Source organism: Pseudochrobactrum lubricantis (assembly GCF_041929865.1).
In the GTDB taxonomy this organism is placed as follows: Bacteria; Pseudomonadota; Alphaproteobacteria; order Rhizobiales; family Rhizobiaceae; genus Pseudochrobactrum; species Pseudochrobactrum saccharolyticum.
In genome coordinates this window covers 456,970-482,594 of sequence record NZ_JBHEEE010000001.1, presented here as the reverse complement: position 1 = coordinate 482,594, position 25,625 = coordinate 456,970, and the positions used below count along the sequence as shown (strand labels likewise).

Genomic DNA, 25,625 nt, shown 5'->3' with positions numbered 1-25,625 from the left:
AATGTCTCATGCCGGAGCAGGTATTTATACGATTTCAGCGGTTTCCAATGCTGCATGCAACAGCACATCAGCGCCATTGCCGGCCCATTCTTTGGTGATATCTTCCGCCTCATTATGGCTCAGACCATCAACGTAAGGGCACATAATCATGGCTGACGGTGCAACCTGATTAATCCAGCAGGCATCATGGCCGGCACCGGATATAATATTGCGGTGTGACAGACCGAGACGCTCGGTTGCCTGACGGATGGTCGAGAGGCAGGTCTCGTCAAAGGAAACCGGATCAAACGCGCCGACTTCTTCAATCTGATAAGTCAGGCCGATTTTCTCACAGATTTCCGCTACGGATTTCTCCAGTTTCTGCACCATTTTGGCGAGTTCTGCTTTATCCGGATGACGGAAGTCGGCGACAAAAACAGCAGTACCCGGAATGATATTGCGGGAATTCGGGCTGATATGGGCATAGCCCACGGCACCCACGCCATTCGGTGCGTGCTCCCATGCAATCTCATCCACCCGCTCGGTGATACGTGCCATACCAAGCCCTGCATTCACGCGTTTGCGCATCGGTGTTGAGCCGGTATGGGCTTCTTTACCGGTGAGCGTAATCTGCAACCATTTCAGCCCCTGACCGTGGGTGACAATACCGATATCCAGACCTTCATCTTCCAGAATAGGCCCTTGCTCAATATGTAACTCGTAATAGGCTTTGATCGGGCGTTTAGTTGTCGGGATTGAACCTTCAAAGCCGATGCGTTTCAGCTCGTCGCCAACGGTTTTACCGTCCGCATCCGTGCGGGATTTCGCCCATGCTTCATCAAAAAGACCGGCGAAGACACCGGAGGCCAGCATGGCGGGAGCAAAACGTGCGCCTTCTTCATTGGTCCAGTTGACCACTTCAATCGGATGACGGGTTTTAATGCCGAGATCATTGAGGGTGCGCACCACTTCAAGCCCGCCAAGGACACCAAGCACACCGTCGAATTTACCGCCGGTCGGCTGTGTATCCAGATGGCTGCCGAGCATCACCGGTGGCAGCGACGGATCACTGCCTTCGCGGCGGGCGAACATATTGCCCATTGTATCGACGCCCATGGTCATACCGGCATCTTCGCACCATTTCTGAAAAAGCAGCCGGCCTTCGCGGTCTTCATCTGTCAGGGTCTGACGGTTATTCCCTGTTGAAATGCCGGGGCCGATTTTGGCCATATCCATCAGGCTGTCCCAGAGGCGGTCAGCATTGGTTTTGAGATTGCTGTTCAGATGCGTGTTCATGTCTGTTTCCGTATGCGGTCTGTATTAATCATGATAAGTTCATAAAGGCGCGGGGAGACGGCATGTGGATTTCCTCCTCATTCAGCGCATCGTGAAAGATGATGCGTTTTGGCGTAATAAGCGCAGCCTTGTCAGAGGCCGCACAAAAAGAGCCTTGATTGTTTCCCCAAAAACACGTTGATTACTGCTCCGTTCTGTTGCGGAGTATTTTATGAAACCGGCTTGTTTCCGTTGCTGGAAACCGGCTGCTGTATCATCCACTAAAATCCGTTCAGGACAAGAGAATATCGGTGGCCGAATTTGCCTGTAACGCATTATATTTGCAGGCAGTATGAAAATGCGGGGAAGAGCAGCATGGTACGGAAATCTAAATCGGCTAAAGACATTTCCGTGATGCAGCAGGAACAGCCTGAAAGCCTGTCGCGTATTCAGGAAATGAACCGCAAGCTCATTCTCGAAGCCGCGCTGGATGTGTTCTCGACCTATGGTTTTCGCGGTTCCACCATCGACCAGATCGCGCTGAAATCCGGCATGTCGAAGCCCAATCTTCTGTATTATTTCCGCCGCAAGGAAGATATTTACAACACCGTTTTGCAGCAGACGATGGAAGAATGGCTGGCTTCGCTGCAGTCTATTGATCCGCAGGGCGAACCGCTGGAAGAGCTTGGCTCTTATATCCGCAATAAGATTGAAATGGCGTTCCGCAATCCTGCGGCTTCGCGCCTGTTCGCCAATGAGATTATGCATGGTGCACCGGCAATCGGCACTTTCCTGCAAGAGGATATGCGCGAACTGGTGGATGAAAAAGCGGCCATGATCGGGCAATGGATGGAAGAGGGCAGGCTGGCAAAGACCGACCCGCATCATCTGATTTTCACGATCTGGGCGACGACCCAGCATTATTCCGATTTTGAAACGCAGTTGCGCGCAGTGCTCGGTGAAAAATTTGATGCGCCGGATTGCTGTGAGAAAACGGTGCAGGCGGTCAGCGCCATTTTGCTCAACGGTATCCGGCCCCGTTAAGCAGGGAGGAGTTGCGGCAGAAAATTCTCTGCCGCTCTCTGTTTTACGGGTTGTGATGACTGCCTGTCTTGTCACCGTTTACCGCTCCTATTCTGCCGCCTGTTTGTGTTTTGCCATCGGATTGTTCGGATGGGTTGTCCAGTTGGCATAATCAGGGCTGATCGGCTCTTTGGTGCGTGGATCAATACCGGAAACCTGCTCCATGGTTATACAATCCTGCACAGGACAGACGCTCACGCAGAGATTACAGCCGACACATTCCTCATCAATCACCTCAAAATGGCGCACGCCGTCCACCATCGAAGTAATCGCCTGATGGGAGGTGTCCTCACAGGCAATGTGACAGCGGCCGCATTTGATGCAGGCATCCTGATCGATCCGCGCTTTGGTGGTGTAATTGAGGTTGAGATATTGCCAGTCGGTGACCTGCGGGGTTGCAAGTCCGCGGAAATCATCGAGCGACTGATAGCCTTTGCTGTCCATCCAGTCGGACAGACCGTCGATCATTTCCTGCACAACCTTGAAACCATAGGTCATAGCTGCCGTGCAGACCTGAACTGTGCCGCAACCGAGCGAGATATATTCCGCTGCATCGCGCCATGTGGTGATGCCGCCGATACCGGAAATCGGCAATCCGCGTGTTTCCGGATCGCGGGCAATTTCCGCCACCATATTGAGCGCAATCGGTTTGACCGCAGGGCCGCAATAGCCGCCATGGGAGCCGCGTCCGTCAATGCTTGGTTGCGGGGCAAAATTGTCGAGATCAATTGAGACGATGGAATTGATGGTATTGATGAGCGATACCGCATCGGTTCCGGCATTTTTAGCAGCCCGCGCAGGCATACGGATATCGCTGATATTCGGGGTGAGTTTGGTAATCACCGGCATACGGCTATATTGTTTACACCATTTCACCACCATCGCTACATATTCCGGCACCTGACCGACGGCAGCGCCCATGCCGCGTTCGCTCATACCGTGCGGACAACCGAAATTCAGCTCAATCCCGTCGGCACCGGTTTCTTCCACCCGTGGCAGAATAGCTTTCCATGCTTCCTCTTCGCAGGGCACCATGATGGAGGCGATCAGAGCGCGGTCAGGCCAGCGGCTTTTTACCTCTTTCATCTCACGCAGGTTGATTTCCAGAGAGCGGTCAGTAATCAGCTCAATATTGTTGAAGCCGAGCAATCTGCGGTCGGCACCCCAGATGGCACCATAGCGCGGGCCGTTGACATTGACGACCGGCGGGCCTTCCGCACCCAGCGTCTTCCAGACAACGCCACCCCAACCGGCTTTGAAAGCACGCTCCACATTATAGGCTTTGTCGGTTGGCGGGGCAGAAGCCAGCCAGAACGGATTGGGTGAACGGATACCGAGAAAATTCGTGGTCAGATCAGCCATGTCAGTGATCCTTTACCGGAGAGTTCGTATGGTTGTGCACCGATGGTGCGCGCGGATGGAGGCTCGGCAGATCTTTGCGATTGGCTGCCAGCACGGCCTCGGCAAAGCCGCTCACGGCTTCCGGCAATTGCATGAGATGCTGATGGATGGATTGCGCGGCGATCTTGCCGTCCTGCACCGAGGCCACGGTAAGATCCTGACCGCCAGCAACACAATCGCCGCCAGCCCAGATGCCTTTCACACTGGTACGGTTTTCAGTATCAATTTTAATCCGCCCGCCACTCATTTCCATGCCACTGGCACCAAGGCCTTGTCCGTCAAGTTTTTGGCCGATGGCTTTGTAAATCTGGTCGGCAGCTAAGGTGAGTGTGGCGCCGGTGGCAACCAGTTTGCCTTCGCGCTGCTCGGTCTGCGCAAAGCGGATCGCGATGGCTTGCTCCTGTTCATTGAGCAGAATTTCCTCCGGTTGCAGGCAATCACGGATCACCACGCCTTCGGTCTGTGCCAGTTGCTGTTCATAGAGGCTGGCATTCATATGTTCGCGGTCACGGCGATAGGCCAGCGTTACATTCTCCGCGCCCAGCCGTTTGATCTGGATAGCAATATCAATGGCTGTCATACCACCGCCGATAACGACTATATTTTTGCCGATATTCAGGCGGGAAAGGTCAGAGCTTTGACGTAACTCTGCAATGGTGCGCACTGCATCCAGCACATTCTCGGCATCTTCACCGGCAATATGCAGCCGGTTTGTGCCGCCGAGGCCAAGCCCCAAAAACACGGCATCATAGCCGGAACGTAACGCATCGAGCTGAATGTCTTTGCCGAGCGCCTTGCCGGTTTCAATGGTGATGCCACCGATTTTCAGAATGAATTCCAGTTCACGGGCAGCAAAATTATCGACGCTCTTATAAGAGGCGATACCATATTCGTTGAGGCCGCCGCCTTTCGGGCGGGCTTCAAAAATCGTCACCGTATGGCCTTCTCGTGCCAGCGCATGGGCGCAGGCAAGACCGGCAGGACCCGCGCCGACAACCGCCACGCTTTTACCGGTAACCGGTGCACGGGTGAAAGGATGAACACCGCTTTCCATCAGATGGTCGGTGGCATGACGCTGCAATAGACCGATACGTACGGGCTTGCCTTCTGCGGCTTCACGCACGCAGGCTTCTTCGCACAGGGTTTCCGTCGGGCAGACGCGGGCGCACATGCCGCCGAGAATATTCTCACTCAAAATCGTACGCGCTGCGCCCTGCGGATTGCCGCCTGCGATCTGGCGAATGAATTGCGGAATATCAATATGGGTCGGGCAGGCCGTCATACATGGCGCATCATAGCAGAAATAGCAGCGGTCTGCTTCTACCAGTGCTTCATGCTTGTCGAGCGGCGGATGCAGATCAGCAAACACATCCTGATAATTATCAAGGCGGTTCGGCCGGATATCCGCTGCTGTATTGTTGTGCCTGTCATGCGAATGCTGGTCACTCATGCTCCTGTCACTCCTCCCGGCACAGTCGCAGTTAAGACAAGCGATCTGGTGCTTAAAATCAATGTCAGAGGTGCCGGACGGCTGTTCGCGCAGTTGCGTCAAGCAAAATCCGGTTATGCAAATGCTGTCTCAGAACGCATGTTGATGCGCGTCCCGCATTGGTTCATTGCTGCATGGTGGGGAAGCGGCGTGGTTCCCTTATTATACGCCGGTTCCGCAATCTGTCAGAGCTGAGCACTTTTTTGGTTGTGTGCTTTTGGCTTCTGTAGACTCAGCATGACAGATTTTTGCTGAAGGTCAAATTTTTTATCAGATGGTCAAAATATGACAAATACACTCATAAAATACGACTGAGTTAAGCACTGCCTTGGCGTATATTCTGTGCTGCGGCTTCGCCGATATTGGCGAAAAACCGGTCAGCTATTTTGCGTGCCGTATTGCCGAGCAGTTTGGTGCCGAGCTGGGCAATTTTACCGCCTGCATCACCATTGATCGTATAGCGCAGAATGGTCACATCAGGGCTTTCTTCGATCAGTTCCACATCGGCACTGCCTGCAGCGAAACCGGCAATCGAACCCTGACCTTCACCGCTGATCGTATAGGAAAATGGCGGGTTGAGATTGGAGAGGATCAGCAAGCCGTGAAAGCGGATTTTGATGAGGCTGAGATTAACAAGAATAGCCGCCTGAATGTCGGTTTCCGACAGCCGCACCAAGGTCTCGCAACCCGGAATACAGGGCTTGAGAACGTCCACATCATTCATCGCATCCCAAACAGCCTGCCTTGGTGCCTGAATACGTTCTTCGCCGGTCAGATCCATTTCTATCCTTTTAAATTTATGTAGTGCAGAATATTTTTAACCCGCTATCTTGTTAATGATATCGGTTTCAATCACAAGAAAACAACGTCTGAATTTTGTTTTTATTTATCATGCCCTTAAAACACTTCAATCGGTTCATATTTAAAGCATTACCAGCAAAAGCGGGAACCGGTTTTGCGTAGGTTAATGCGTACAGCTGAGGATAGAGCATTTCTGATAATTAAGCTTAAAGCGGAAATGCTCTAAAGTGTTATAGGTTGTATTTGAGAAGCAGTTATTCTTTACCCGGGAGTGGTTGGCATGGCATGGAATGAGGCGGCAATTGCGGCAGGTGTGACAGCCTTGACAGCACATTGGCAGACAGTTGCGCAAAAACAGAATATGCGTGAGGCCTTTACCGCAGATCCGCAGCGCTTTGAGCGCTACTCCCTCAAACTGGATGATTTGCTGCTCGACTGGTCAAAATGCCGTGTCAATGACGAGACAATGGCATTGCTCAAAGATCTGGCCGTGGCCTGCAATGTCGAAGGCCAGCGCGATGCCATGTTTGCCGGCGAGCCGATCAACAGCACCGAGAACCGTGCCGTTCTCCATGTAGCTCTGCGGGCAAAACCGGATGATGTGATTGTCACAGACGGTGAAAATGTCGTGCCGCAGGTGCAGGATGTGCTGCACCGTATGAGCCTTTTCAGTGAGGCAATCCGTGCCGGTGATCTGGCGGGCGCCACAGGGCGCACCATCACCGATGTGGTGAATATCGGTATCGGTGGTTCAGACCTCGGACCGGTGATGGCAACACTCGCGCTGACACCGTATCATGACGGGCCGAATACGCATTTCGTTTCCAATATTGATCCGGCGCATATTGCCGATACGCTGCGCGATCTTGATCCGGAAACCACGCTGATTATCATCGCGTCGAAAACTTTCACTACGATTGAAACCATGACCAATGCGAAAACTGCCCGTAAATGGGTGGCCGATGCTCTGGGGGAAGAAGCTGTCGGTGCGCATTTCGTGGCTGTTTCTACCGCACTCGATAAGGTTGCCGCTTTCGGTATCCAGCCGGAGCGGGTGTTTGGTTTCTGGGATTGGGTTGGCGGGCGCTATTCCGTGTGGTCGTCCATCGGATTGCCGGTCATGCTGGCGATCGGCGCGCATAGGTTCAAAGAGTTTCTCGCCGGTGCCCATGCAATGGACGAGCATTTCCGTACCGCGCCATTCGAGCAGAATCTGCCGATGATGCTGGGTGTGATCGGCTATTGGCATCGTGAAATCTGCAGTTTTGGTAGTCGCGCGATTATCCCTTACGATCAGCATCTGGCGCGTTTACCGGCCTATTTGCAGCAGCTGGATATGGAATCCAACGGCAAGAGCGTGAAGCGTGACGGCACACCGGTTTCCGGCGTCACCGGCCCTGTGGTCTGGGGTGAACCCGGCACCAACGGGCAGCATGCTTTCTTCCAGCTTTTGCATCAGGGAACCGATACAATTCCGCTGGAATTTATGATCGCAGTGCATACGCATGAGCCGGAACTGCTGGAACAGCATCAGATGTTGCTGGCCAATTGTTTTGCCCAGAGCGAGGCTTTGATGAAAGGCCGCACGCTGGAAGAGGCACAGGCGCAGTTGCGCGCGCGTAAATTGCCGGAAGCGGAAGTGGAGCGCATTGCCCCGCATCGTGTTTTCTCCGGCAACCGCCCGTCGATTACTATTCTCTACGACAAGCTGACACCTTTTGCGCTTGGGCGTCTGATCGCGCTTTATGAACACCGTGTTTTTGTGGAAGCGCAGCTCTTTGGTATCAATGCATTTGACCAATGGGGCGTGGAACTTGGCAAAGAACTGGCAACAGAATTGCTGGATGTCGTTACCGGAAAACAAAATACCGGTGGCCGCGATGCCTCCACACAGGGCCTGATTGCACATCTGCATCAGGCATCGCAGGTGTAGAAACCTGATCCTCATACACTGAAAACTGCTTGCCGATACGTGACAAGCATCTGTTTTTCGTGTTTGTTGATAATGGTTTATGGAGTAACCGCCGGAATGAGGTGATTGAAAAACCTGTCCGGCGGTCAATGGGTGGAAGACATTTATGAAAACGGATCATATACAGTTTGCCGGTGATGTGCCGGGCATTCAGGTGGAAATGCGTGTGCTGCGTTTTGAAGGCACAGATACAAGCGCGCCGACGGCTTATTTGCAGTCATCATTGCATGGTGCTGAATTGCCGGGGCAGGCTGCGCTGCATTTCCTGATTCCGATGCTGCGTAAAGCGGAAGAGGAAGGCCGGATCAAAGGCGATATCACGATTGTCCCGCAGGCTAATCCTGTGGCCTCCAATCAGTGGCAGAGTCATCAGCATCTCGGTCGTTTTGATTTCTTCTCCGGTGTGAATTTCAACCGTAATTTCCCGTTGCTGGAAGATTTCGACACCTCTGCACTGCCGCAACCTGATGCGCCGGTTTCCATCGATAAGCGCATCAAGGCGATGCTGGTTCGCATGGCGCTGAAACATGAGATCGTGCTCGATCTGCATTGCGATGATGAGAGTGAAAACTATCTCTATGTGCATGAAAATTATGCGGAAGATCTGCGTGATCTGGCAACAGCACTACGCTCGACCGCAATTCTTGCAGGCGATTCAACCGTTAGCGCGGCTTTTGAAGAGGCCTGTGTTAATCCGCTGCTGCATATGAAAGCAGAAGAGCGCGATATGCGTCGCCGTGCGGTAACAACCGTTGAGTTTCGTGGTCTGAATGATGTTGATCCGGCAACCGGTCTGGCTGATGGGGAAGGGCTTTATCGCTTCCTCGTGCATCGCGGCGTGGTGGAAGATGCATCCAGCCAGCTTGGCGAAGCATTTAACGGCCCGATCGCGCCTTTCTCCCGTGTGGAAATGATCCGCGCACCGCAGGGCGGTATGGTGCTGTATCATGTGGCGCTGGGTGATATCGTCAAAAAAGGCGATCTGCTGGCAACGATTGTCACGGTGCCGGGTGAACCTGAGCATGATATCAAGCTCTGCGCACCGCAGGCCGGGCGCGTGTTAACCTATCGCAGCCTGCGCTATCTGCGCCGCGGCGATGATGTGATGAAGCTGATTGGCGATGAACCATCGGCACAAAGCAAACCTGCCGGTTCACTGGAGGCATAATGTCAGCAACTGTAGCAGTGCCGTCCGGCTCTGAAAAAACCATCCGTGCCATTCTTTTTGATAAGGACGGCACGCTGGTTGATTTTAACAGGACGTGGTTTTCCATCTCCTGTGAATTGGCCAGACGTTCTGCTGCCGGTGATGATGCTTTGGCGAAATCACTGCTGGATGCCGGTGGCTATGACTGGCAGGCAGAAAAATTCCGTGCCAATTCTGCAATCGCCGCCGGAACGGTTGAGGATATTGTTGCGCTCTGGCATCCGCAGGATACAGACGAGCAACGCCGTGCACGCGTTGCTGAATATGATATTTACGGGGTTGAGGAAGGTGCCAAACAGGCAGTGGCTGTTGAAGCATTGAGCCAGACCCTGCAAACCTTGAAAGCGGCCGGTTTTATCTTAGGTATTGCGACCAATGATTCTGAGGCCGGTGCACGGGCAACAGCTGCTGCACTCGGTATCAGTGATCTGTTTTCCGGTTTTATCGGCTATGATACGGCAGCCCGTGCCAAGCCTTATGCTGATCCGCTGCTGCATTTTGCGGCAGAAGTCGGCGTGGCACCGGAGCAGGTGGCGATGGTTGGCGATAATCCGCATGATATGGAATGTGCCAGAGCTGCCAAAGCGGGTCTGGCGGTTGGTGTGCTGACGGGCAACAGTCCGCGTGAAGTGCTTGAACCGCTGGCTGATATTGTGCTGCCGTCTATTGCGGATTTGCCGGATTATCTGGCCGGAAAGTAATGTTTGCTTGTAATTAAAATTAAAGGCCGGTGATTTCACCGGCCTTTTCTCTGTTTAGTCGCACTATCGTGAGCGTCAGGTTGATCCAACTTGACTGTGAAATGCTCTAGCGCAATTCGCGGCGCAGAATTTTCCCGACATTGCTTTTCGGCAGACTGTCGCGGAATTCAATTATACGCGGACGCTTATAATTGGTCAGCCGCTCGGCGCAGAAAGCTTTCAGCACCTCTTCGGTCAGTTCCGGATCGCGGCGCACCACAAACAGCTTTACCACTTCGCCGGAATGTTCATTGGCAATACCGATTGCAGCAGCCTCGACAACGCCCGGATGTTCCGCTGCAACTTCTTCAATCTCATTCGGATAGACATTGAAGCCGGAGACAAGGATCATATCCTTCTTGCGGTCCACAATTTTGGTGAAACCGCCTTCATTCATGAAGCCCATATCACCGGTGCGGAAGAAACCGTCAGGGAAAATAGCCTTGGCTGTTTCTTCAGACCGGTTCCAATAGCCTTTCATGACCTGCGGACCACGTACACAGACTTCGCCTACTTCACCAAGCGGCACATCATTGCCGTCATCGTCACGGATCGCCACATCAGAACCCGGTACCGGCAGGCCGATAGTACCGGAAAATTCCGTTGCATTGAGCACATTGGCCGTGGCAACCGGCGAGGTTTCCGAAAGGCCGTAACCTTCAGTAATCAGGCAGCCCGTCATCTTCTCCCAGCGCTCGGCAACAGGACGCTGAACCGCCATACCGCCGCCAAGAGTCAGGATAAGCGGCTTGAAATCCAGCCTGCGGAAATCTGCATTTTCCATCAGGGCATTGAACAAAGTGTTGAGCCCCGGGAAAATATGAAACGGTGCTTTTTGCAGCTCTTTCACAAAAGCCGGAATATCCCGTGGATTTGGGATAAGCAGATTACGGGCACCCTGCTGAATACCCATCATCGCATTCACGGTCAGGGCAAAAATATGATAGAGCGGCAATGCGCAGATATAATTGATATGCTCCGGCCGGCCTTTATGCTGGAAAGCCACATCCAGCCACAGGCGCATTTGCTCCACATTGGCAAGAATATTGCTGTGCATGAGCATGGCACCTTTGGAGATGCCGGTTGTACCGCCTGTATATTGCAGAAAAGCCAGATCATCCGGTGCAATCACCACCGGTTTGAATGTCAGTTTTGCACCGCTGGCGAGGACAGATTTAAAGCTGTTATGTGCAGGAATATTCCATGCAGGCACCATTTTCTTAACACGGCGCACGACGAAATTGATAATCGCACCTTTAAGCCCGTGCATATCCCCCATAGAGGCGACAACCACATGCTTGACCGATGAGTTTGGCAGGACTTTTTCCAGAGTATGGGCAAAGTTTTCGAGAATAATAATCGCTTTGGCACCGGCATCATTGAGCTGATGTTCCAGCTCGCGTGGCGTGTAGAGCGGATTGACATTCACAACCACCAGCCCTGCGCGCAAAATAGCGGTAATCGCAACCGGATATTGCAGCACATTCGGCATCATCACGGCCACGCGGTCGCCTTTGACCAGTCCGCGTGATTGCAGCCATGCTGCCAGAGCGGCCGATTTTTCATCCAGCTCTTTATAGGACAGAGATTTGTCCATGCAGGTGAAAGCAGGGCGGTCGCCATATTTCTTGCAGGATGTGAGGATCAGATCGGTGATCGACTGATAAGCGGACGGGTCAAGCGCGTGCGCTACCCCTTGCGGATAATTGCTGAGCCATGGCTTGGCATCATAGGGGCTGGCTGTTTTTACCGGTTTGGCAACTGGTGTCACCACTGGTTCCGGTGCTTTGTCAGCAATTTTTACTTCTGGTTCGGCTTTTGCAACTTTGGTAGCGGCTTTAGCAGCAGGCTTCGTGGTGCCAGCTTTCGGGGCGGTTTTGGTTTCCGCTGCTTTTGCTGCCGGTTTTACCGCAGCAGTTTTTGTTTTGCCGGCAGGCTTTCCTGCCGTGGTGTTAGTTGCAGGCTTTCCTGCCGTGGTGTTAGTTGCAGGCTTTGCTGCAGTCGTTTTGGCAGGCTTTTTGGCCTCTGCAACAGTCGGAGCCGCAATGTTTGTTGTCTCCGGTGTGGCAGCTTTTTTTGCCGGAGATTTTTTCGGTGCCGCAGATGTTTTTACTGCAGTCTTTGCCGGTTCGGCCTTGGTGGCTGTTGCGGTCTTAGCTTTCGCTGCTGTGTTTTTCGGAGCGGATTCTTTGACCGGTTTTGTTGCGGCTGTTTTGGCCGCCGTGGTTCCGGTTTTCTTTGCGGCGCTTTTTGTTGCACCGGCCTTGGCATTCCCATCACTCGAACGTGTCATTCTGCCTCCCAGAATTCCTGTTGTGCCGGCATATGCTTCCGGAAAGTTTCCGGTGTATCGGGTCTTCCTCGCTAAAACCCGTCTGCCAACAACTTAACCAAGATTATGCCGATATCAATATCAGACATGATCTTTCCATTGACGTAAACGTAAATTCTTTATCAGGCAATATGTCTGATTGATTTGGCTGCATGAAATACAAGACCGGTCATGGGATAACCGGCACTGCGGGCATCGTCTTCTTTATGTAATAATTTTTCTGTCTTTGACATTGTGCGAAACAACAAACCTGTAAGCCTCTTATATAAGTAAAAAATCTTAGCTTAATGACGGTAAGATAAAATAATATGTCTTCTGATGTGCTGGTGAAGCACTATGCTCTTTAAAGATTCAATGACATAGGCCGACTTGATAAATCCGCAGATATATCGGGTCTTGCACAGCATTATGAGCTGTAAAGGAGCCCACCGCAATGCGATTTGCAAGTGTATTCCCGTCAGTTTTACAATTGATCGGCCGGACACCGCTTGTCGAACTCAGCGGATTTGACACCGGGCCATGCCGCTTACTTGCGAAACTGGAGAGCCAGAACCCTTCCGGTTCTATCAAGGACAGGGTTGCTCTGAGCATTATTTCTGCGGCGGAGCAATCGGGTCAGTTGCGGGCAGGCGGTACAATTGTCGAAGCAACAGCCGGTAATACGGGGCTTGGTCTGGCACAGGTTGCGGCACTGCGCGGCTACCGGTTGATTCTGGCTATTCCGGATAAAATGTCCAAGGAAAAAATCCGCCATTTACGGGCTTTAGGGGCAGATGTCCGGCTGACACGTTCTGATGTGGATAAGAACCATCCGGAACATTATCAAAATCTGGCACGGCGAATTGCAGAAGAAATTCCGCATGCGTTTTTTGCCGATCAGTTTTCCAATCCTGCTAATCCGCTGGCACATGAAACTGTAACAGGGCCGGAAATCTGGGAGCAAACAGATCATAAGATTGATGCGGTAATCGTCGGGGTTGGCTCGGGCGGTACGCTGACGGGGCTGGGGCGTTATTTCCGCTCGGTTTCTCCGCAGACGCAAATCATACTTGCTGATCCTGAAGGTTCGGTTCTGGCACCATTCATCGCGACAGGGCAGTTAGCGCAGGCCGGTCAATGGTCGGTGGAGGGGATAGGGCAGGATTACATTCCCGATAATGCCGATCTCTCTCTTGTCAGCCGTGCTTATACAATATCCGACCGGCAATCTGTGCAGGCTGCTCGCGATTTGCTTTTACGCGAGGGTATTCTGGCCGGAGCATCGTCCGGTACTTTGCTGGCTGCAGCTCTGCAATATTGCCGCGAGCAGACGGAGCCTAAAAATGTGGTGACGCTGATTTGTGACAGCGGCTCCAAATACTTGTCAAAAATGTTTGATGATAACTGGCTGCGCGAGCGGCATCTGAGTGAGCGCGCAGTGCAGGGCAATCTGGAGGATCTGATCTCGCGACGCCATCAGGATGGTGCGGTGGAAGTAACCGCACCGGATGAAAATCTGCTTGAGGCCTATGGGCGGATGCGGCGCAATGCTGTCTCGCAATTACCTGTGCTGGATGGCGGCAGGCTTGTCGGAATTATTGATGAAAGCGATATTCTGAAAGCCGTGGAGGGCCCGCCGGAAGGGCGCTGGTCGCGCTTTGCGGCTCAGGTTTCATCGGCAATGACCCCGCAACCGCGTGTCTTGCAGGTGGACGCACCATTGAGTGCGTTGCAGAGTTTCTTTGACCGTGATGAAGTGGCGCTGATTGTGAATGGTGCGGATTTTATCGGGCTTATCACCCGTATCGATCTGATTAATCATTTACGCTATGCCGGTAAAAATACGCGTGATGCATAAAAAAACGGCCATATGCTGCAAGGTGCATATGGCCGTTTCAGTCTTTTCCGGTCAGCTTCGGCTTTCAATGCCGCACAATTGCATCGGTTGAAGCAAGGGGCACAAAGCGCATCTTTTTTAGCTGTTCTTATACAGATATGACTGCCGGAAAATGCAGGATTGGATTTCGGGTGCCGGAGGGCTCCTTTTCTGCTGTTTCAGCCGAAGACTGATGTCAGGCTTGTCGCAATTGCCCAGATAAGAAATGCAGCTGGGACAGCCAGACCGGCCAGAAAAATTCCCAGAAATACATAGGCCGCATCATCGGTGCGGTTTCTCATCTGATCGGCAGGCTTTTGCCATTGAGCGGGTACACCATCATACATTGCGGGTCTCCTCCGATATCTTCTTAATGGATTTATTATGATCTGAATGAGAAATACTGCAATACTGAATATAAAAAGATTTGAATTGCACGAAAATGATGGTATTAGCTGTTTTCTGTTGCTGCTGATTTTAAAAATCTGATATTTCTCGACATGTAATTTTATAAATATTGATTTTAACTCTATGATTTTTATAAATTTTACTTTTATACTGTATTTTTTGAAGTATCTGTAATTTCAATAATTGCTGAATGTTTCGATAAATATGAGATTTCAGTATGATTTGTAGTCTCAAAAATCCCGTGAAGCCGGACAAAATCACTGCAAACTGAGTCGGCTTAACCGGCACTGGTTTTCATCGCGCCGCCACAGAATGTTGTCGCTGCTGCAGTTCTTTCGTGCGTGTTGCGCATAACGGTTTCACTCTGCCTTGCAATGCTGCATGACTGTTATGCATTATTGTTTATTGTCGGTTTTTTCTCCTGCCGTTATAAGTCTGTCCATCGGGTTCGTTCTCCTCCTCCCAATTGGACCCGATGACGGAATGCGGTACTCCTCCTCCCAACCGCATCCATAATCAGGCCGCGCATCTCCTCCCCCGCGCGGCCTTTTTCTTTTTCCAAATCGATTAAATTCATTTCCGTATTCAGCGTTCGGGCTATATCCTCGGCGCGAAAATCACTATTCGTTATTTTGTTGCGATCAAAACATTATAAATGTTTGTTTTGTAACAGTATGGTGTAATAGTGCGCTACCTGCTCCTGCAAAGCATGATATTTGTAGAGGGCAGGAGTTCTATGAGCTTTGTCTGTTTGTTTGCCCCGTTTATCCCTTGGCTAAAAAGGATCTGAAAGTGAAGCAGCGCGATAATTCTGTATTTCTGAATTCCTATTCCGGTTTTCTGTTTGATATGGACGGAACATTGGTCAATTCCATTCCTGTTGTAGAGCGGATCTGGCTGGAATGGGCTGCGGAACACGGGGTAGACGGGCCGGAACTGCTCAAAAAAGTACATGGCATCCGCGTTGTTGACGTTATCAAAATGCTGAATATGCCTCATCTTGATCCGGCAGCGATTGCAGCCGCTTTTCTGGCTGAAGAAATGCAGGACTTTGCCGGTATTCGCGCTATTGCCGGTGCAAAAGATTTTATCGCCAGTCTGCCTGCTGACCGCTGGACGATTGTCACCTCTGCGCCGCGTGAACTGGCGGAAGCTCGTCTGGCTGCGGCTGGTCTGCCGATGCCGGAAACCATCGTCGTGGCGGAAGATGTGAGTGCTGGCAAACCTGATCCGTCCGGTTATCGTCTTGGTGCGCAGCGTCTTGGCTTTGATGCAGTTGATTGTCTGGTTTTTGAAGATGCACCGGCCGGTATTGCTGCGGGTAAAGCGGCGGATTCTGATGTTGTGGTGATCAGCGAAACCCATAGTCACGTGGTGACAGGCGGCAATGTTGAGTTCCGCGACTTTATCAATTTAGGCATCATGCAGGACGGCGACGGACGTTTGCGCCTGAGCGTCGGCTAGGTGTTTACAATTCAGACCTTGCGATAGGCCTGAATAATTTCTGCCAGAATGGCCACGGCAATCTCTGCCGGTTCCTGTGCGCTGATCGCTAATCCGATCGGCGCATGAATACGCTCTAAATTTGTCGCTTCAATGCCTGCTGCTGTTAAACGCTCCAGCCGTTTGGCATGGGTTTTTCGACTGCCGAGAGCGCCGATATAGAAGCAGTCGCTTTTCAGGGCGGCAGTGAGTGTCGGATCATCAAGATGCGGAATATGGCTGAGCGCGACAAGCGCCGTAAAACTATCCGGCTGATTGGTTTTGAAAAATTCTTCCGGCCATGTTTCATGTAGCTGTACAGACGGGAAGCGTTCCGCTGTGGCAAAACCACTGCGCGGATCAATGATACTTAGCTCATAGCCGGTAATCTGCGCCATTTGTGCCAGTGCTTGCGCTATATGTACGGCACCGGTCACCACAATATGCGGTTGCGGCCGGTAGGTCTGAATAAAGCCGGTTTCATCGAGTTGTGTGATCTTGGCATTATCCGGTGCAGGGATCAGTGTGATCTGTCCGGTTGCAAGCTCAGTGCGGCTGGTAATACGCTGACGCTTCGTCTGCGCCTGTACAATCTGTGTTACCACGTCATGCATGGCTGCATCATAAAGGGCAATCAGCAACCGGATGGTGCCGCCGCAAGATAATCCCGCAGACCAAGCGGTTTCATCGCTGATGCCAAAAGACAGATCATGGGCTTGTCCGGTTGCCAGTACTTCAACGGCTTGTGCAATCACTTCCGCCTCAATGCAGCCGCCGGAGACCGAGCCTTCAAAATTACCCTGATTATCGCAGATCAGATGACTGCCCGCAGGACGCGGTGCAGAACCCCAGACGGAAAGAACGGTAACCAGAGCCAGCTTGCGCCCCTGTTCAAACCAGTTCTGCGCAATATGCAGCGGATTGACGGTAGGGTTTTCCATGGAGAGTATCCTCCTGTCAGGATCATTTTGGGTAGAAACGTTATTTATCGCGCAGGATTTCGCGGCGCAGCACGATACTGGTTGTCAGGTCTTCCACATTTTCGATTTCAGCAATTTTATTACGGATTTCGTTCAGGGCATTGATGGATGCTACTTCCACTTCCACCACCAGATCAAGCTGGCCGCTGACCGACGAGACTTTGCGCACGGCCGGTAATCCGGCGAGAATATCGAGAATGGAAATGCTCGGTGTGCGTTTCAGCGTAATCATCAGAAAAGCCTGTAGTGCTGCATCATCGAGTAGGCCGATATCAGCGCGGTAGCCACGGATTACGCCGTTCTTTTCAAGACGAGCCACGCGCTCGCTGGTGGCACTTCGGGATAGTCCGACACGGCCTGCAAGCGTCTTCATCGGAATGCGGGCTTCCTGAGACAGAATGGTCAGGATTTTCTGATCCGTTGCGTCAATATCCTGCATCATTTCCCCTCTGAAACTGCATGGTTTTTACGATGAAAAACCTCACCGGCAAAGTGACGGTTACTTGAAACAAAGTGCCGGTGCAACCGGCACTTTGTCTGATGCGCATCTTTTTATGCTGTGCAAATCTGTCCGCATAAGATGCAACGCCTGTCTCGGGGACAGGCTCATAAAACGGAACAACCATGCTTGATACCGCGCCGCAATATTCACTCACCGATGCCGCTTCTCTGCTCAAGACCCATTATGGTCTGAGCGGTGATCTGTCACCGCTCAACAGCGAGCGCGACCAGAATTATAAGGTCGTGACAGCAGACGGTAAAATCTTCATTCTGAAGATTATCAATGCATCCGAGCCGGTGGTGGAAAGCCGTTTTCAGACTGCATTGCTCAATCATATCCGTGACCATGCCGGTCACCTGCCGGTGCCGCATATCGTGCCGACGCTCAAAGGCGACAGTCTTGCGGACACGCTTTCCGCCAATGGCGATGTGCATAATATCCGTCTGGTCGGTTGGGTTGATGGTCTGCCACTGGCAGAATCCGCCCGCTCATTGCAGGCGCTGGAGGGCTTAGGTGAATTGCTCGGCCAGTTCGATGCGGCCTTACAGGGCTTCATGCATGCCGGTGCTTTGCGTGATCTTGACTGGGATATTACCAAGGCCGGCCGTTCCAAAGACCGTTTGCATTTTGTCAAAAATGCCGATGACCGTGCCTTGCTGGAACGTTTCATTGCCCGTTTTGAAACACAGGTTGCACCAAAGCTCGGCACCTTACGCTCCGGCGTAATTCATAATGATGCCAATGACTGGAATGTGCTGGTTGGCAATGACAATCATGATGTGATTGCCGGTCTGATTGATTTCGGCGATGCACTTTATACGCCGGTGATTGCAGAAGTCGCGATTGCTGCTGCTTATGCCGGTCTGGATCATGATGCACCGATCAGCGCTGCCGCTGCTATCGCCAAAGGCTTCCACAAATATTACCCGCTGCGTGAAGAAGAGCTGAACCTGCTCTATGATTTAATCGCGATGCGTCTGGTAACGTCAGTCACGATTTCCGCCTCGCGTCATGCGGAAGCTGAAGACAATCCGTATCTGGCTATCAGTGAGAAACAGGCATGGGATTTCCTGCGTAAGCTCGACCGGATGGAACCGCTGTTTGCAACGGCAATTCTGCGCAAGGCCTGCGGCTTTGATGTGGTTTCCGGCGCTTCGGCAACGGTCAGCTGGCTGAAAAACAACCGTTCAAAACTGCTGCCATTGCTGGATAAGCCGGTGGCTGCCTATCCGGCAGAGCTGGTGCCTTACGGTGATCCTACCCATCCGATGACCATCAAATCGGCAGAAGAACAGCCGGTCATTGCACAGGCAATGTGGGAAGAACATTGCGCTGTTACCGGCACGGAAGTCGGTATCGGCCCGTGGGGTGAGGAGCGCACCGTCTATGCCGGTACGATGTTTGAATCCAAGCTGGTCAAGGGCAAGCGCCGTACCTATCATCTGGGGCTTGATCTGTTCATGGCTTCCGGCACACCGCTTTATACACCGCTTGATGCGATTGTCCGCAGCGTGGATATTGAGCCGGATCCGCTCGGCTATGGCTGCCTGATTACTCTGGAGCACCGTCCTGAAGGCTGCGCCCCATTCATTTCGCTCTGGGGGCATCTGGCGCATGAGGCAGGCAATCGTCTCAAAGCAGGCGATATTCTGAAAGCGGGTGATCTTGTCGCTTATATGGGCGATGAAACAGAAAACGGTCATTGGGCACCGCATCTGCATTTGCAGATTTGTACCGATACCCGCCTGACAGCAATGGATATTATCGGCGTGGGTGAAGAAGCCTATCTCGATGTTTGGGCAGAGCTGTTCCCTGATGCCCGCAATTTTGCCGGTATGGCCGAGGAATTCTATCAGCAGTCCGGCCGCAGTAAGGAAGAAATCGTGGCGATGCGCCGCGAGATGTTGCTGCCGAACCTGTCGATCTCCTATGAAGATCCGATCAAATTCGTGCGCGGCGACGGCGTCTGGCTGATTGACCATAAAGGCCGTGCCTATCTCGATTGCTTTAACAATGTCTGTCATATCGGTCATGCCCATCCGGCAGTGGTGGAAGCTATGGCCAAACAGGCCTCAACGCTCAACACCAATACCCGCTATCTGCATGATAATATTGTTGCCTATGCAGAGCGCCTGACGGCTACTTTGCCGGATAATCTCACCGTTGCCGGTTTCACCAATAGCGGTTCCGAGGCCAATAGTCTGGCACTGCGCATGATGCGTGTGCATACGGGACGTGAAAATGCGGTTGTGCTCGACTGGTCTTATCATGGCACGACGCAGGAGCTGATTGATATCAGCCCGTATAAATTCAACCGTAAGGGTGGCAAGGGTGCCAAACCGCATGTTTATGTGGCGAAAGTGCCCGACAGCTATCGTGCGCCGAAAGACTGGGCACCGGAAGACCACGCCAAACTCTATGCGGAAAGTGTGGCCGAACAGATCGCGCTCATGCAGGCAAAAGGTGAAGGCCCGGGCTTCTTCATCGCGGAATCCATTCCGAGTGTGGCCGGTCAGGTCTTCATGCCGGATGGTTATCTCAAAGAAGTTTACAAGATGATCCGCGATGCCGGTGGTATCTGTATCGCTGATGAAGTGCAGGTTGGTTTCGGTCGCGTTGGTAGCCATTGGTGGGCATTTGAAACGCAGGACGTGACACCGGATATCGTCACCATGGGCAAGCCGATCGGTGACGGTCATCCGATGGCAGCGATGGTCACCACCCGTGAAATCGCTGACAGTTTCAATAATGGCATGGAATATTTCAACACATTCGGCGGTAATCCGGTGTCCTGTGCCGTTGGCCTTGCTGTGCTGGATGTAATTGAGAACCAGAACCTGCGCGGCAATGCGCTGACAATCGGCAATTATCTGATGGATTCTTTCCGTGAGATGCAGAACCGTTATGAAGTGATCGGCGATGTGCGCGGCCTTGGTCTGTTCCTTGGTATTGAACTGGTCAATGACCGTTACACCAAAGAACCGGCTACCAATATTGCGCGCGCTGTGTGCAATGTCGCCCGCCGCCGTGGTATTCTGATGGGGACAGAAGGCCCGTTTGATAATGTGCTGAAAATGCGTCCGCCAATGATCTTCAGCAAGGCCAATGCCGATCATCTGCTTAATGTGCTGGACGAGGCTTTTGCCGAAGTGACAAAAAAATAAGTTAAATAGAAGGCCGGTGAGTTTCACCGGCCTTTTTGCTTTTATTGTGCTGATTTGGAGCGGATATAGGCAATCAGATTGCTGATATCTTCCGGTTTTTTCAGCCCGACAAAGATCATTTTATTACCGGGAATAAATTGTTTCGGCGCGGTGAGATAAGAAGTCAAAGTTGCTTCATCCCAGACCATGCCTTCTTCACCGGCCTTCATCATGGCCGGTGAATATTTAAACCCTTCAACCGTTGCGGTTTTACGGTCAAGAATATTCACCAGATGCGGGCCGACGCGGTTTTTTTCTTCTTCAATTGTGTGGCAGGCCATGCATTTTGCAAAGACTTTTTTGCCTTTATCAGCGTCACCTTCCGCAAATGCCGGATAGGTAACAGCGAGGCCTGAGAGAAGAGAGAGACCAATAATCATTTTGGCAGACATGCGCATAATTACACCTTGATTAAATCATTGTATCTGCGCTGGATTTTAGCTGAATTTTGTCGCAGTAAGGCTGGTGTTAGCGTCGCTGCGACAAAGCTATACAGGGAGGCTTATGCCAAGCGTTTCATATTTATTTGAAACGGCCGCCGCGCTGCAAAACCTCGATCTTGTAACCGTCTGGGTCGGTAATGAAGAAGAAACGGCCGACCAGCACGCCATCCGGTTTGAATTCAATCAGCTTGCCCGGATTGAGACCGGCTTGTTCAAGACGGGTATGTTCTGCATCAAGGTCAGACACTGAAACAGCGAGATGGCCGTAGCCGTCACCCAGATTGTAAGGTTCAGTGCGGTCTTTGTTGATCGTAAGTTCAAGTTCAAATTCGCTTTCCGCATTGCTCAGGTAAACAAGCGTGAAAGCCTGAAAATCAAGACGGTCTGCAATCTCCAAGCCAAAGGCGGTTTTGTAGAATGCAAGGGAGCGGGCTTCATCAAGCACGCGGATCATGGAATGGATGTTTTTTGCCATAGGAGCACCGGTTATGAGAGTTTGGAACAGGCTTTCTTGCAGATTCTGCCCTGTTTGTCCCGTTTAACGGCCAGCTCAATGCCACAGAATAAAGCTATATAAGATAATTCGCATGACTTCATGCCAATGCGTGACAAAGTAGACGGCTGCGCATGATTGGAAAGAGCCGCTGAAAACGCTAAAGCATGTCGCAGTTAAATGGATTCATTTAACGTTCGCGAACATGCGACAATTAAAAGAATCTAGAGCGAGCGCCATGAGTGCGATTAAGTGCGACACGCTCTATAACATCTGTGAAAGACGGGTTGCTGCGCTAAGATGCAACCGGCAAATGCGGAGAGAATTGCGTGATACCATTCCTGCAGGCAGACGTTCTGGCAAAACCGGAGCCGTTGGATTTCTACGATGCGTTGCGGCTGAGCAGCTTTGGCGGTGATATTGAATTCAGCGCGGCCACGACCACCGTTTATGCAACCGACAACTCCGTTTATCAGGTGCGTCCGCAGGGTGTGATCTATCCGCGTGGATTTGAGGATTTGCAGCAGATTGCGCAGTTTCTCCAAAGGCAAGAATTCCGCCATCTGAAAATGGCGATGCGCGGTGGCGGTACCGGCACAAACGGCCAGTCACTGACCGACGGGATTGTGGTTGATACGTCGCGCTATATGAACCGTATTCTCTCGATTGATCCGGAAAAACGCATTGCCCGTGTGCAAAGCGGTGTGGTCAAAGATCAGCTCAACAAAGCGCTGAAACCCTATGGCCTGTTTTTCGCGCCGGAGCTTTCGACATCTAACCGCGCCACCATCGGCGGTATGATTAATACCGATGCTTGCGGGCAGGGCTCGTGCCTTTATGGTAAAACCTCCAATCATGTTCTGGGCTTACGTGCCGTTTTGATGGATGGCAGTGAGCTGAACACCAGACCGGTCTCAAAATCGGAGCTGGAAGACCTGCAAAAGCCGGATACCCGCAGCGGTGCAATCTATCGGCTGGTGGATGAGATCGAGCGTGATAATCGCGATCTGATCAATCAGACCTTCCCGAAGCTCAACCGCTTTCTGACCGGTTATGATCTGGCGCATTTACGCGAGAGCGACGGCGGGCTTAATCTCAATTCTCTGCTCTGCGGAGCTGAGGGAACATTGGCGCTGATCGCCGAGGCCGATCTCAATCTGTTGCCGATCCCGCGTTTTGCTGCACTGATCAATATCCGCTATGATGATTTCAATACCGCGCTGCGCGATGCCCGTTTTCTCACCGGATTGCAGGTAGCATCAGTTGAAACAGTGGATGCCAAGGTGCTGTCGCTGGCACGTGGCGATATTATCTGGAGCCGCATTGCCGATTATTTTCCGTCAGAGGAAGGTAAGCGCACAGACGGGATTAACATTGCCGAAGTGCTGGCCGACAGCGCTGAAGAACTGGCTGAGAAAATCCGTTTTGTCAGCCAGTCTTTAGCGAATTCTCCGCAAAGCGGCCGTCACGGTTTTACCACCACAGAAAAGCCGGATGATATTGAAGCGATCTGGACAATGCGCAAACGCGCGGTTGGTCTGCTTGGTAATGTCGAAGGCGCCCGCCGTCCGGTCGCATTTGTAGAAGATACGGCGGTGCCGCCGGAAAATCTGGCCGATTATATTCTTGAATTCCGTGCGTTGCTGGATGGTGAAGGGCTGGATTACGGCATGTTCGGTCATGTCGATGCCGGTGTGCTGCATGTGCGTCCCGCGCTTGATTTGTCCGATCCGGCACAGGAAGTAATGATCCGCCGTATCTCTGATGCGGTGGTGGCTCTGACGCTCAAATATGGCGGCGTTTTGTGGGGCGAGCACGGTAAGGGTGTGCGCTCGGAATATGTGCCGGAATTTTTTGGCCCGCTTTATCCGCAATTGCAGCGTATCAAGGCGGCTTTCGATCCTTATAATCAGCTCAATGCCGGTAAGATTGCCACGCCGGATGATCAGCCGCTGACAAAGATTGATGAACTGGCCTTCCGTGGTCAGAAAGACCGGATCATCCCTGCGGATGTGCGCAATGCTTATGACAATGCGCCTTATTGCAACGGTAACGGCGCTTGTTTTGATTTCAATACAGATTCCGCGATGTGTCCGTCTTTTAAAGGCAGCGGCGACCGGCGCTATTCTCCGAAAGGCCGCGCTTCGCTGATCCGCGAATGGTTGCGTCTGCTGAGCGAAAAGGGCATTGATCCACGCCGCTCGGCACAAGCGCTGCGGGATAAACCGCTGTGGAGCGGTTTACTTGGCCGCATCGGCAACAGTCTCGGTTCTAAAAATCGCGATGACTTTTCCCATCAGGTGCGCGATGCGATGGATACCTGCCTTGCCTGTAAGGCTTGCGCAGGGCAATGTCCGGTCAAGGTCAATGTTCCGGCCTTCCGCTCCAAATTCCTTGAGCTTTACTACAGCCGCTATCTGCGTCCGCTGAAAGATCCGCTGATTGCCTCAATCGAACATATGATGCCGCTGGTTGCCAAAACCGGCAGGCTTTATAATGGTGTGATGGGCAGTGGTCTTGGCCGCTGGGGGATGAAACAGGTTGGCCTCACAGCTTTGCCGTCATTGAGTGATGTGAGCCTGACTAAAGAACTGCGTGCCCGCAATATCCAGATGGCGGATGCAAATGTGCTGAACAATCTGAGCGCAGAGCAGAAAGCCAAAGCGGTTATTCTGGTGCAGGACAGCTTCACGAGCTTCTTCGATACACAATTGCTGCTGGATGTGCTGGATTTGCTGAAGGCACTTGGCTTCACACCTTATCTGGCCGAACTGAAACCGAACGGCAAAGCGCAGCATGTGCATGGTTATCTGAAGTCTTTCACCCGCACGGCACGCAATACCAGTCTGTATCTCAATAGCCTTGCTAGAAGCGGTGTGCCGCTGGTCGGGCTTGATCCGTCGATGACGCTGACCTATCGCAGTGAATACCGCTCGGCGCTGCCAAATGAAACCGTGCCGGATGTGAAACTGCCGCAGGAATGGCTGGCGCAGCATCTGGGGCAGATTGCATCCGATATTAAGCCGTCAACAGAGCGTGCCGCACAGAATTATATGCTGCTGCCGCATTGTACTGAGAAGACCAATGCCACGCCGACAATTGCGGCATGGGTTGCGATCTTCAAACATTTCGGCATCAATATGGTGATTGGCGAAAGCGGTTGCTGCGGTATGGCCGGTACTTTTGGCCATGAATTACGCAACCGTGCGCTGTCAGAAAATATCTATGATCTGAGCTGGCGGCAGAAAATGCAGACCCATGGGCGCGAACAAATTGTTATGGCCACAGGTTTTTCCTGCCGATCGCAGGTTGAGATCATGGAAAAGACGCAAATTCAGCATCCTTTGCAGGTTCTGAAGCAACTGATTGCTTCCTGATCTTAAAGCTTGCAAACGGGTGCTATGAGCTCAAAACGTAGAAAATATCTGATTGCACTATTGCTGGTGGCCATAGCTTTACCGGCATCAGCCTATGGCTATACGAAAGTGCTGGGGCGTGTCGGCTCCGGCACTGCACCGGCCATGGCCGCCATTGAGCAGCAGGCGGATAAAATCATCGTGCGCAAAGCCGCCCGTGAACTGCAATTACTGCGCGGTGATGAAATCTTACGCACCTATCGCATTGCATTGGGAGGCGCACCGGTAGGGCATAAATTACAGGAAGGCGACCAGAAAACGCCTGTCGGCGATTATGTGATCGACTGGCGCAATCCGCGTTCCATGGCACATCTCAGTCTGCATATTTCCTATCCCAATGAGCAGGATGCAGCCAAAGCCAAAGAGGCGAATGTATCTCCGGGCGGCAATATTATGATCCATGGTCTGCCGAATGGCTGGGGTGCTCTCGGAGCGATCCATCATCTCTGGGACTGGACGGATGGCTGTGTGGCGGTGACAAACAGCGAAATGCAGGAGATCTGGTCGCTGGTGCCGAATGGTACACCGATCTCCCTTTATGAATAACGGGCGCTGAAATCCGCT

At 52.2% G+C, this 25,625-nt stretch carries 19 protein-coding genes; 9 read left to right on the top strand and 10 right to left on the bottom strand.

The window, feature by feature from the left end:
• Positions 1–24: 24 nt before the first annotated feature.
• A complete protein-coding gene (locus tag JNC80_RS02100; RefSeq protein ID WP_376709369.1) occupies positions 25–1,275 on the bottom strand; it encodes a Zn-dependent hydrolase in 1,251 nt (416 codons plus the stop codon).
• A gap of 354 nt (positions 1,276–1,629) precedes the next feature.
• On the opposite strand from JNC80_RS02100, the gene JNC80_RS02095 reads away from it, so the two are divergent.
• Entirely contained in the window at positions 1,630–2,298 is a 669-nt protein-coding gene (locus JNC80_RS02095) for a TetR family transcriptional regulator C-terminal domain-containing protein (RefSeq protein ID WP_374828046.1), read from the top strand.
• Positions 2,299–2,385: 87 nt separating this feature from the next.
• Here the strand turns inward: JNC80_RS02095 and preA are convergent, their stop codons facing one another.
• The 3 genes from preA to JNC80_RS02080 all read right to left on the bottom strand — a co-directional run bounded on the left by preA (position 2,386) and on the right by JNC80_RS02080 (position 6,008).
• Complete coding sequence (preA, locus tag JNC80_RS02090; protein WP_376709368.1) at positions 2,386–3,699, bottom strand: NAD-dependent dihydropyrimidine dehydrogenase subunit PreA; 1,314 nt, start codon at positions 3,697–3,699, stop codon at positions 2,386–2,388.
• Between the two features lies 1 nt (position 3,700).
• Complete coding sequence (locus JNC80_RS02085; RefSeq protein WP_376709367.1) at positions 3,701–5,188, bottom strand: NAD(P)-dependent oxidoreductase; 1,488 nt, start codon at positions 5,186–5,188, stop codon at positions 3,701–3,703.
• Positions 5,189–5,543: 355 nt separating this feature from the next.
• The gene (locus JNC80_RS02080) at positions 5,544–6,008 is read right to left on the bottom strand and encodes an SRPBCC family protein (protein WP_376709366.1); all 465 of its coding nucleotides are present in this window, start codon (positions 6,006–6,008) and stop codon (positions 5,544–5,546) included.
• Between the two features lie 300 nt (positions 6,009–6,308).
• On the opposite strand from JNC80_RS02080, the gene pgi reads away from it, so the two are divergent.
• The 3 genes from pgi to JNC80_RS02065 all read left to right on the top strand — a co-directional run bounded on the left by pgi (position 6,309) and on the right by JNC80_RS02065 (position 9,908).
• The gene (gene pgi, locus JNC80_RS02075) at positions 6,309–7,961 is read left to right on the top strand and encodes a glucose-6-phosphate isomerase (RefSeq protein WP_376709365.1); all 1,653 of its coding nucleotides are present in this window, start codon (positions 6,309–6,311) and stop codon (positions 7,959–7,961) included.
• A gap of 145 nt (positions 7,962–8,106) precedes the next feature.
• A complete protein-coding gene (locus tag JNC80_RS02070) occupies positions 8,107–9,168 on the top strand; it encodes a succinylglutamate desuccinylase/aspartoacylase domain-containing protein (RefSeq protein WP_376709364.1) in 1,062 nt (353 codons plus the stop codon).
• Positions 9,168–9,908, top strand: a complete 741-nt coding sequence (locus JNC80_RS02065) for an HAD family hydrolase (RefSeq protein ID WP_213596276.1) — start codon at positions 9,168–9,170, stop codon at positions 9,906–9,908. The genes JNC80_RS02070 and JNC80_RS02065 overlap by 1 nt, the downstream gene beginning before the upstream one ends.
• Before the next feature lie 106 nt (positions 9,909–10,014).
• On the opposite strand, the gene JNC80_RS02060 is transcribed toward JNC80_RS02065, so the two are convergent.
• Positions 10,015–12,240: a long-chain-fatty-acid--CoA ligase gene (locus JNC80_RS02060; protein ID WP_376709363.1), complete on the bottom strand. Its 2,226-nt coding sequence runs from the start codon at positions 12,238–12,240 to the stop codon at positions 10,015–10,017.
• A 472-nt stretch (positions 12,241–12,712) separates the two neighbouring features.
• Here JNC80_RS02060 and JNC80_RS02055 point away from each other — a divergent pair, with 472 nt between their 5' ends.
• The gene (locus JNC80_RS02055; protein WP_376709362.1) at positions 12,713–14,116 is read left to right on the top strand and encodes a pyridoxal-phosphate dependent enzyme; all 1,404 of its coding nucleotides are present in this window, start codon (positions 12,713–12,715) and stop codon (positions 14,114–14,116) included.
• 197 nt (positions 14,117–14,313) lie between these two features.
• Here JNC80_RS02055 and JNC80_RS02050 read toward each other — a convergent pair whose 3' ends face one another.
• On the bottom strand, positions 14,314–14,481 hold the full coding sequence (locus JNC80_RS02050; RefSeq protein WP_022712226.1) for a hypothetical protein: 168 nt from the start codon (positions 14,479–14,481) through the stop codon (positions 14,314–14,316).
• Positions 14,482–15,334: 853 nt separating this feature from the next.
• Between JNC80_RS02050 and JNC80_RS02045 the strand changes: the two genes are divergently transcribed.
• Positions 15,335–16,006 (top strand): HAD-IA family hydrolase, encoded by a 672-nt coding sequence (locus JNC80_RS02045; RefSeq protein ID WP_376709361.1) that lies wholly within the window; start codon positions 15,335–15,337, stop codon positions 16,004–16,006.
• Between the two features lie 11 nt (positions 16,007–16,017).
• On the opposite strand, the gene JNC80_RS02040 is transcribed toward JNC80_RS02045, so the two are convergent.
• The gene (locus tag JNC80_RS02040) at positions 16,018–16,965 is read right to left on the bottom strand and encodes an XdhC family protein (RefSeq protein ID WP_376709360.1); all 948 of its coding nucleotides are present in this window, start codon (positions 16,963–16,965) and stop codon (positions 16,018–16,020) included.
• A 40-nt stretch (positions 16,966–17,005) separates the two neighbouring features.
• Complete coding sequence (locus tag JNC80_RS02035; RefSeq protein ID WP_028233479.1) at positions 17,006–17,443, bottom strand: Lrp/AsnC family transcriptional regulator; 438 nt, start codon at positions 17,441–17,443, stop codon at positions 17,006–17,008.
• A 185-nt stretch (positions 17,444–17,628) separates the two neighbouring features.
• Between JNC80_RS02035 and JNC80_RS02030 the strand changes: the two genes are divergently transcribed.
• Positions 17,629–20,670 carry an aminotransferase class III-fold pyridoxal phosphate-dependent enzyme gene (locus JNC80_RS02030; RefSeq protein WP_376709359.1) on the top strand — a complete coding sequence of 1,014 codons (3,042 nt, stop codon included), beginning with the start codon at positions 17,629–17,631 and terminating at the stop codon, positions 20,668–20,670.
• 41 nt (positions 20,671–20,711) lie between these two features.
• Here JNC80_RS02030 and JNC80_RS02025 read toward each other — a convergent pair whose 3' ends face one another.
• Together JNC80_RS02025 and JNC80_RS02020 are read right to left on the bottom strand one after the other, a co-directional pair.
• Positions 20,712–21,101 carry a c-type cytochrome gene (locus JNC80_RS02025; protein WP_376709358.1) on the bottom strand — a complete coding sequence of 130 codons (390 nt, stop codon included), beginning with the start codon at positions 21,099–21,101 and terminating at the stop codon, positions 20,712–20,714.
• Between the two features lie 130 nt (positions 21,102–21,231).
• On the bottom strand, positions 21,232–21,627 hold the full coding sequence (locus JNC80_RS02020; protein WP_225686115.1) for a VOC family protein: 396 nt from the start codon (positions 21,625–21,627) through the stop codon (positions 21,232–21,234).
• A 347-nt stretch (positions 21,628–21,974) separates the two neighbouring features.
• Between JNC80_RS02020 and ydiJ the strand changes: the two genes are divergently transcribed.
• Both ydiJ and JNC80_RS02010 read left to right on the top strand, forming a co-directional pair.
• The gene (gene ydiJ / locus JNC80_RS02015; protein ID WP_376709357.1) at positions 21,975–25,022 is read left to right on the top strand and encodes a D-2-hydroxyglutarate dehydrogenase YdiJ; all 3,048 of its coding nucleotides are present in this window, start codon (positions 21,975–21,977) and stop codon (positions 25,020–25,022) included.
• A 24-nt stretch (positions 25,023–25,046) separates the two neighbouring features.
• Positions 25,047–25,607, top strand: coding sequence for a L,D-transpeptidase family protein (locus JNC80_RS02010; RefSeq protein ID WP_376709356.1), 561 nt, complete (start codon positions 25,047–25,049; stop codon positions 25,605–25,607).
• Positions 25,608–25,625: the final 18 nt, after the last annotated feature.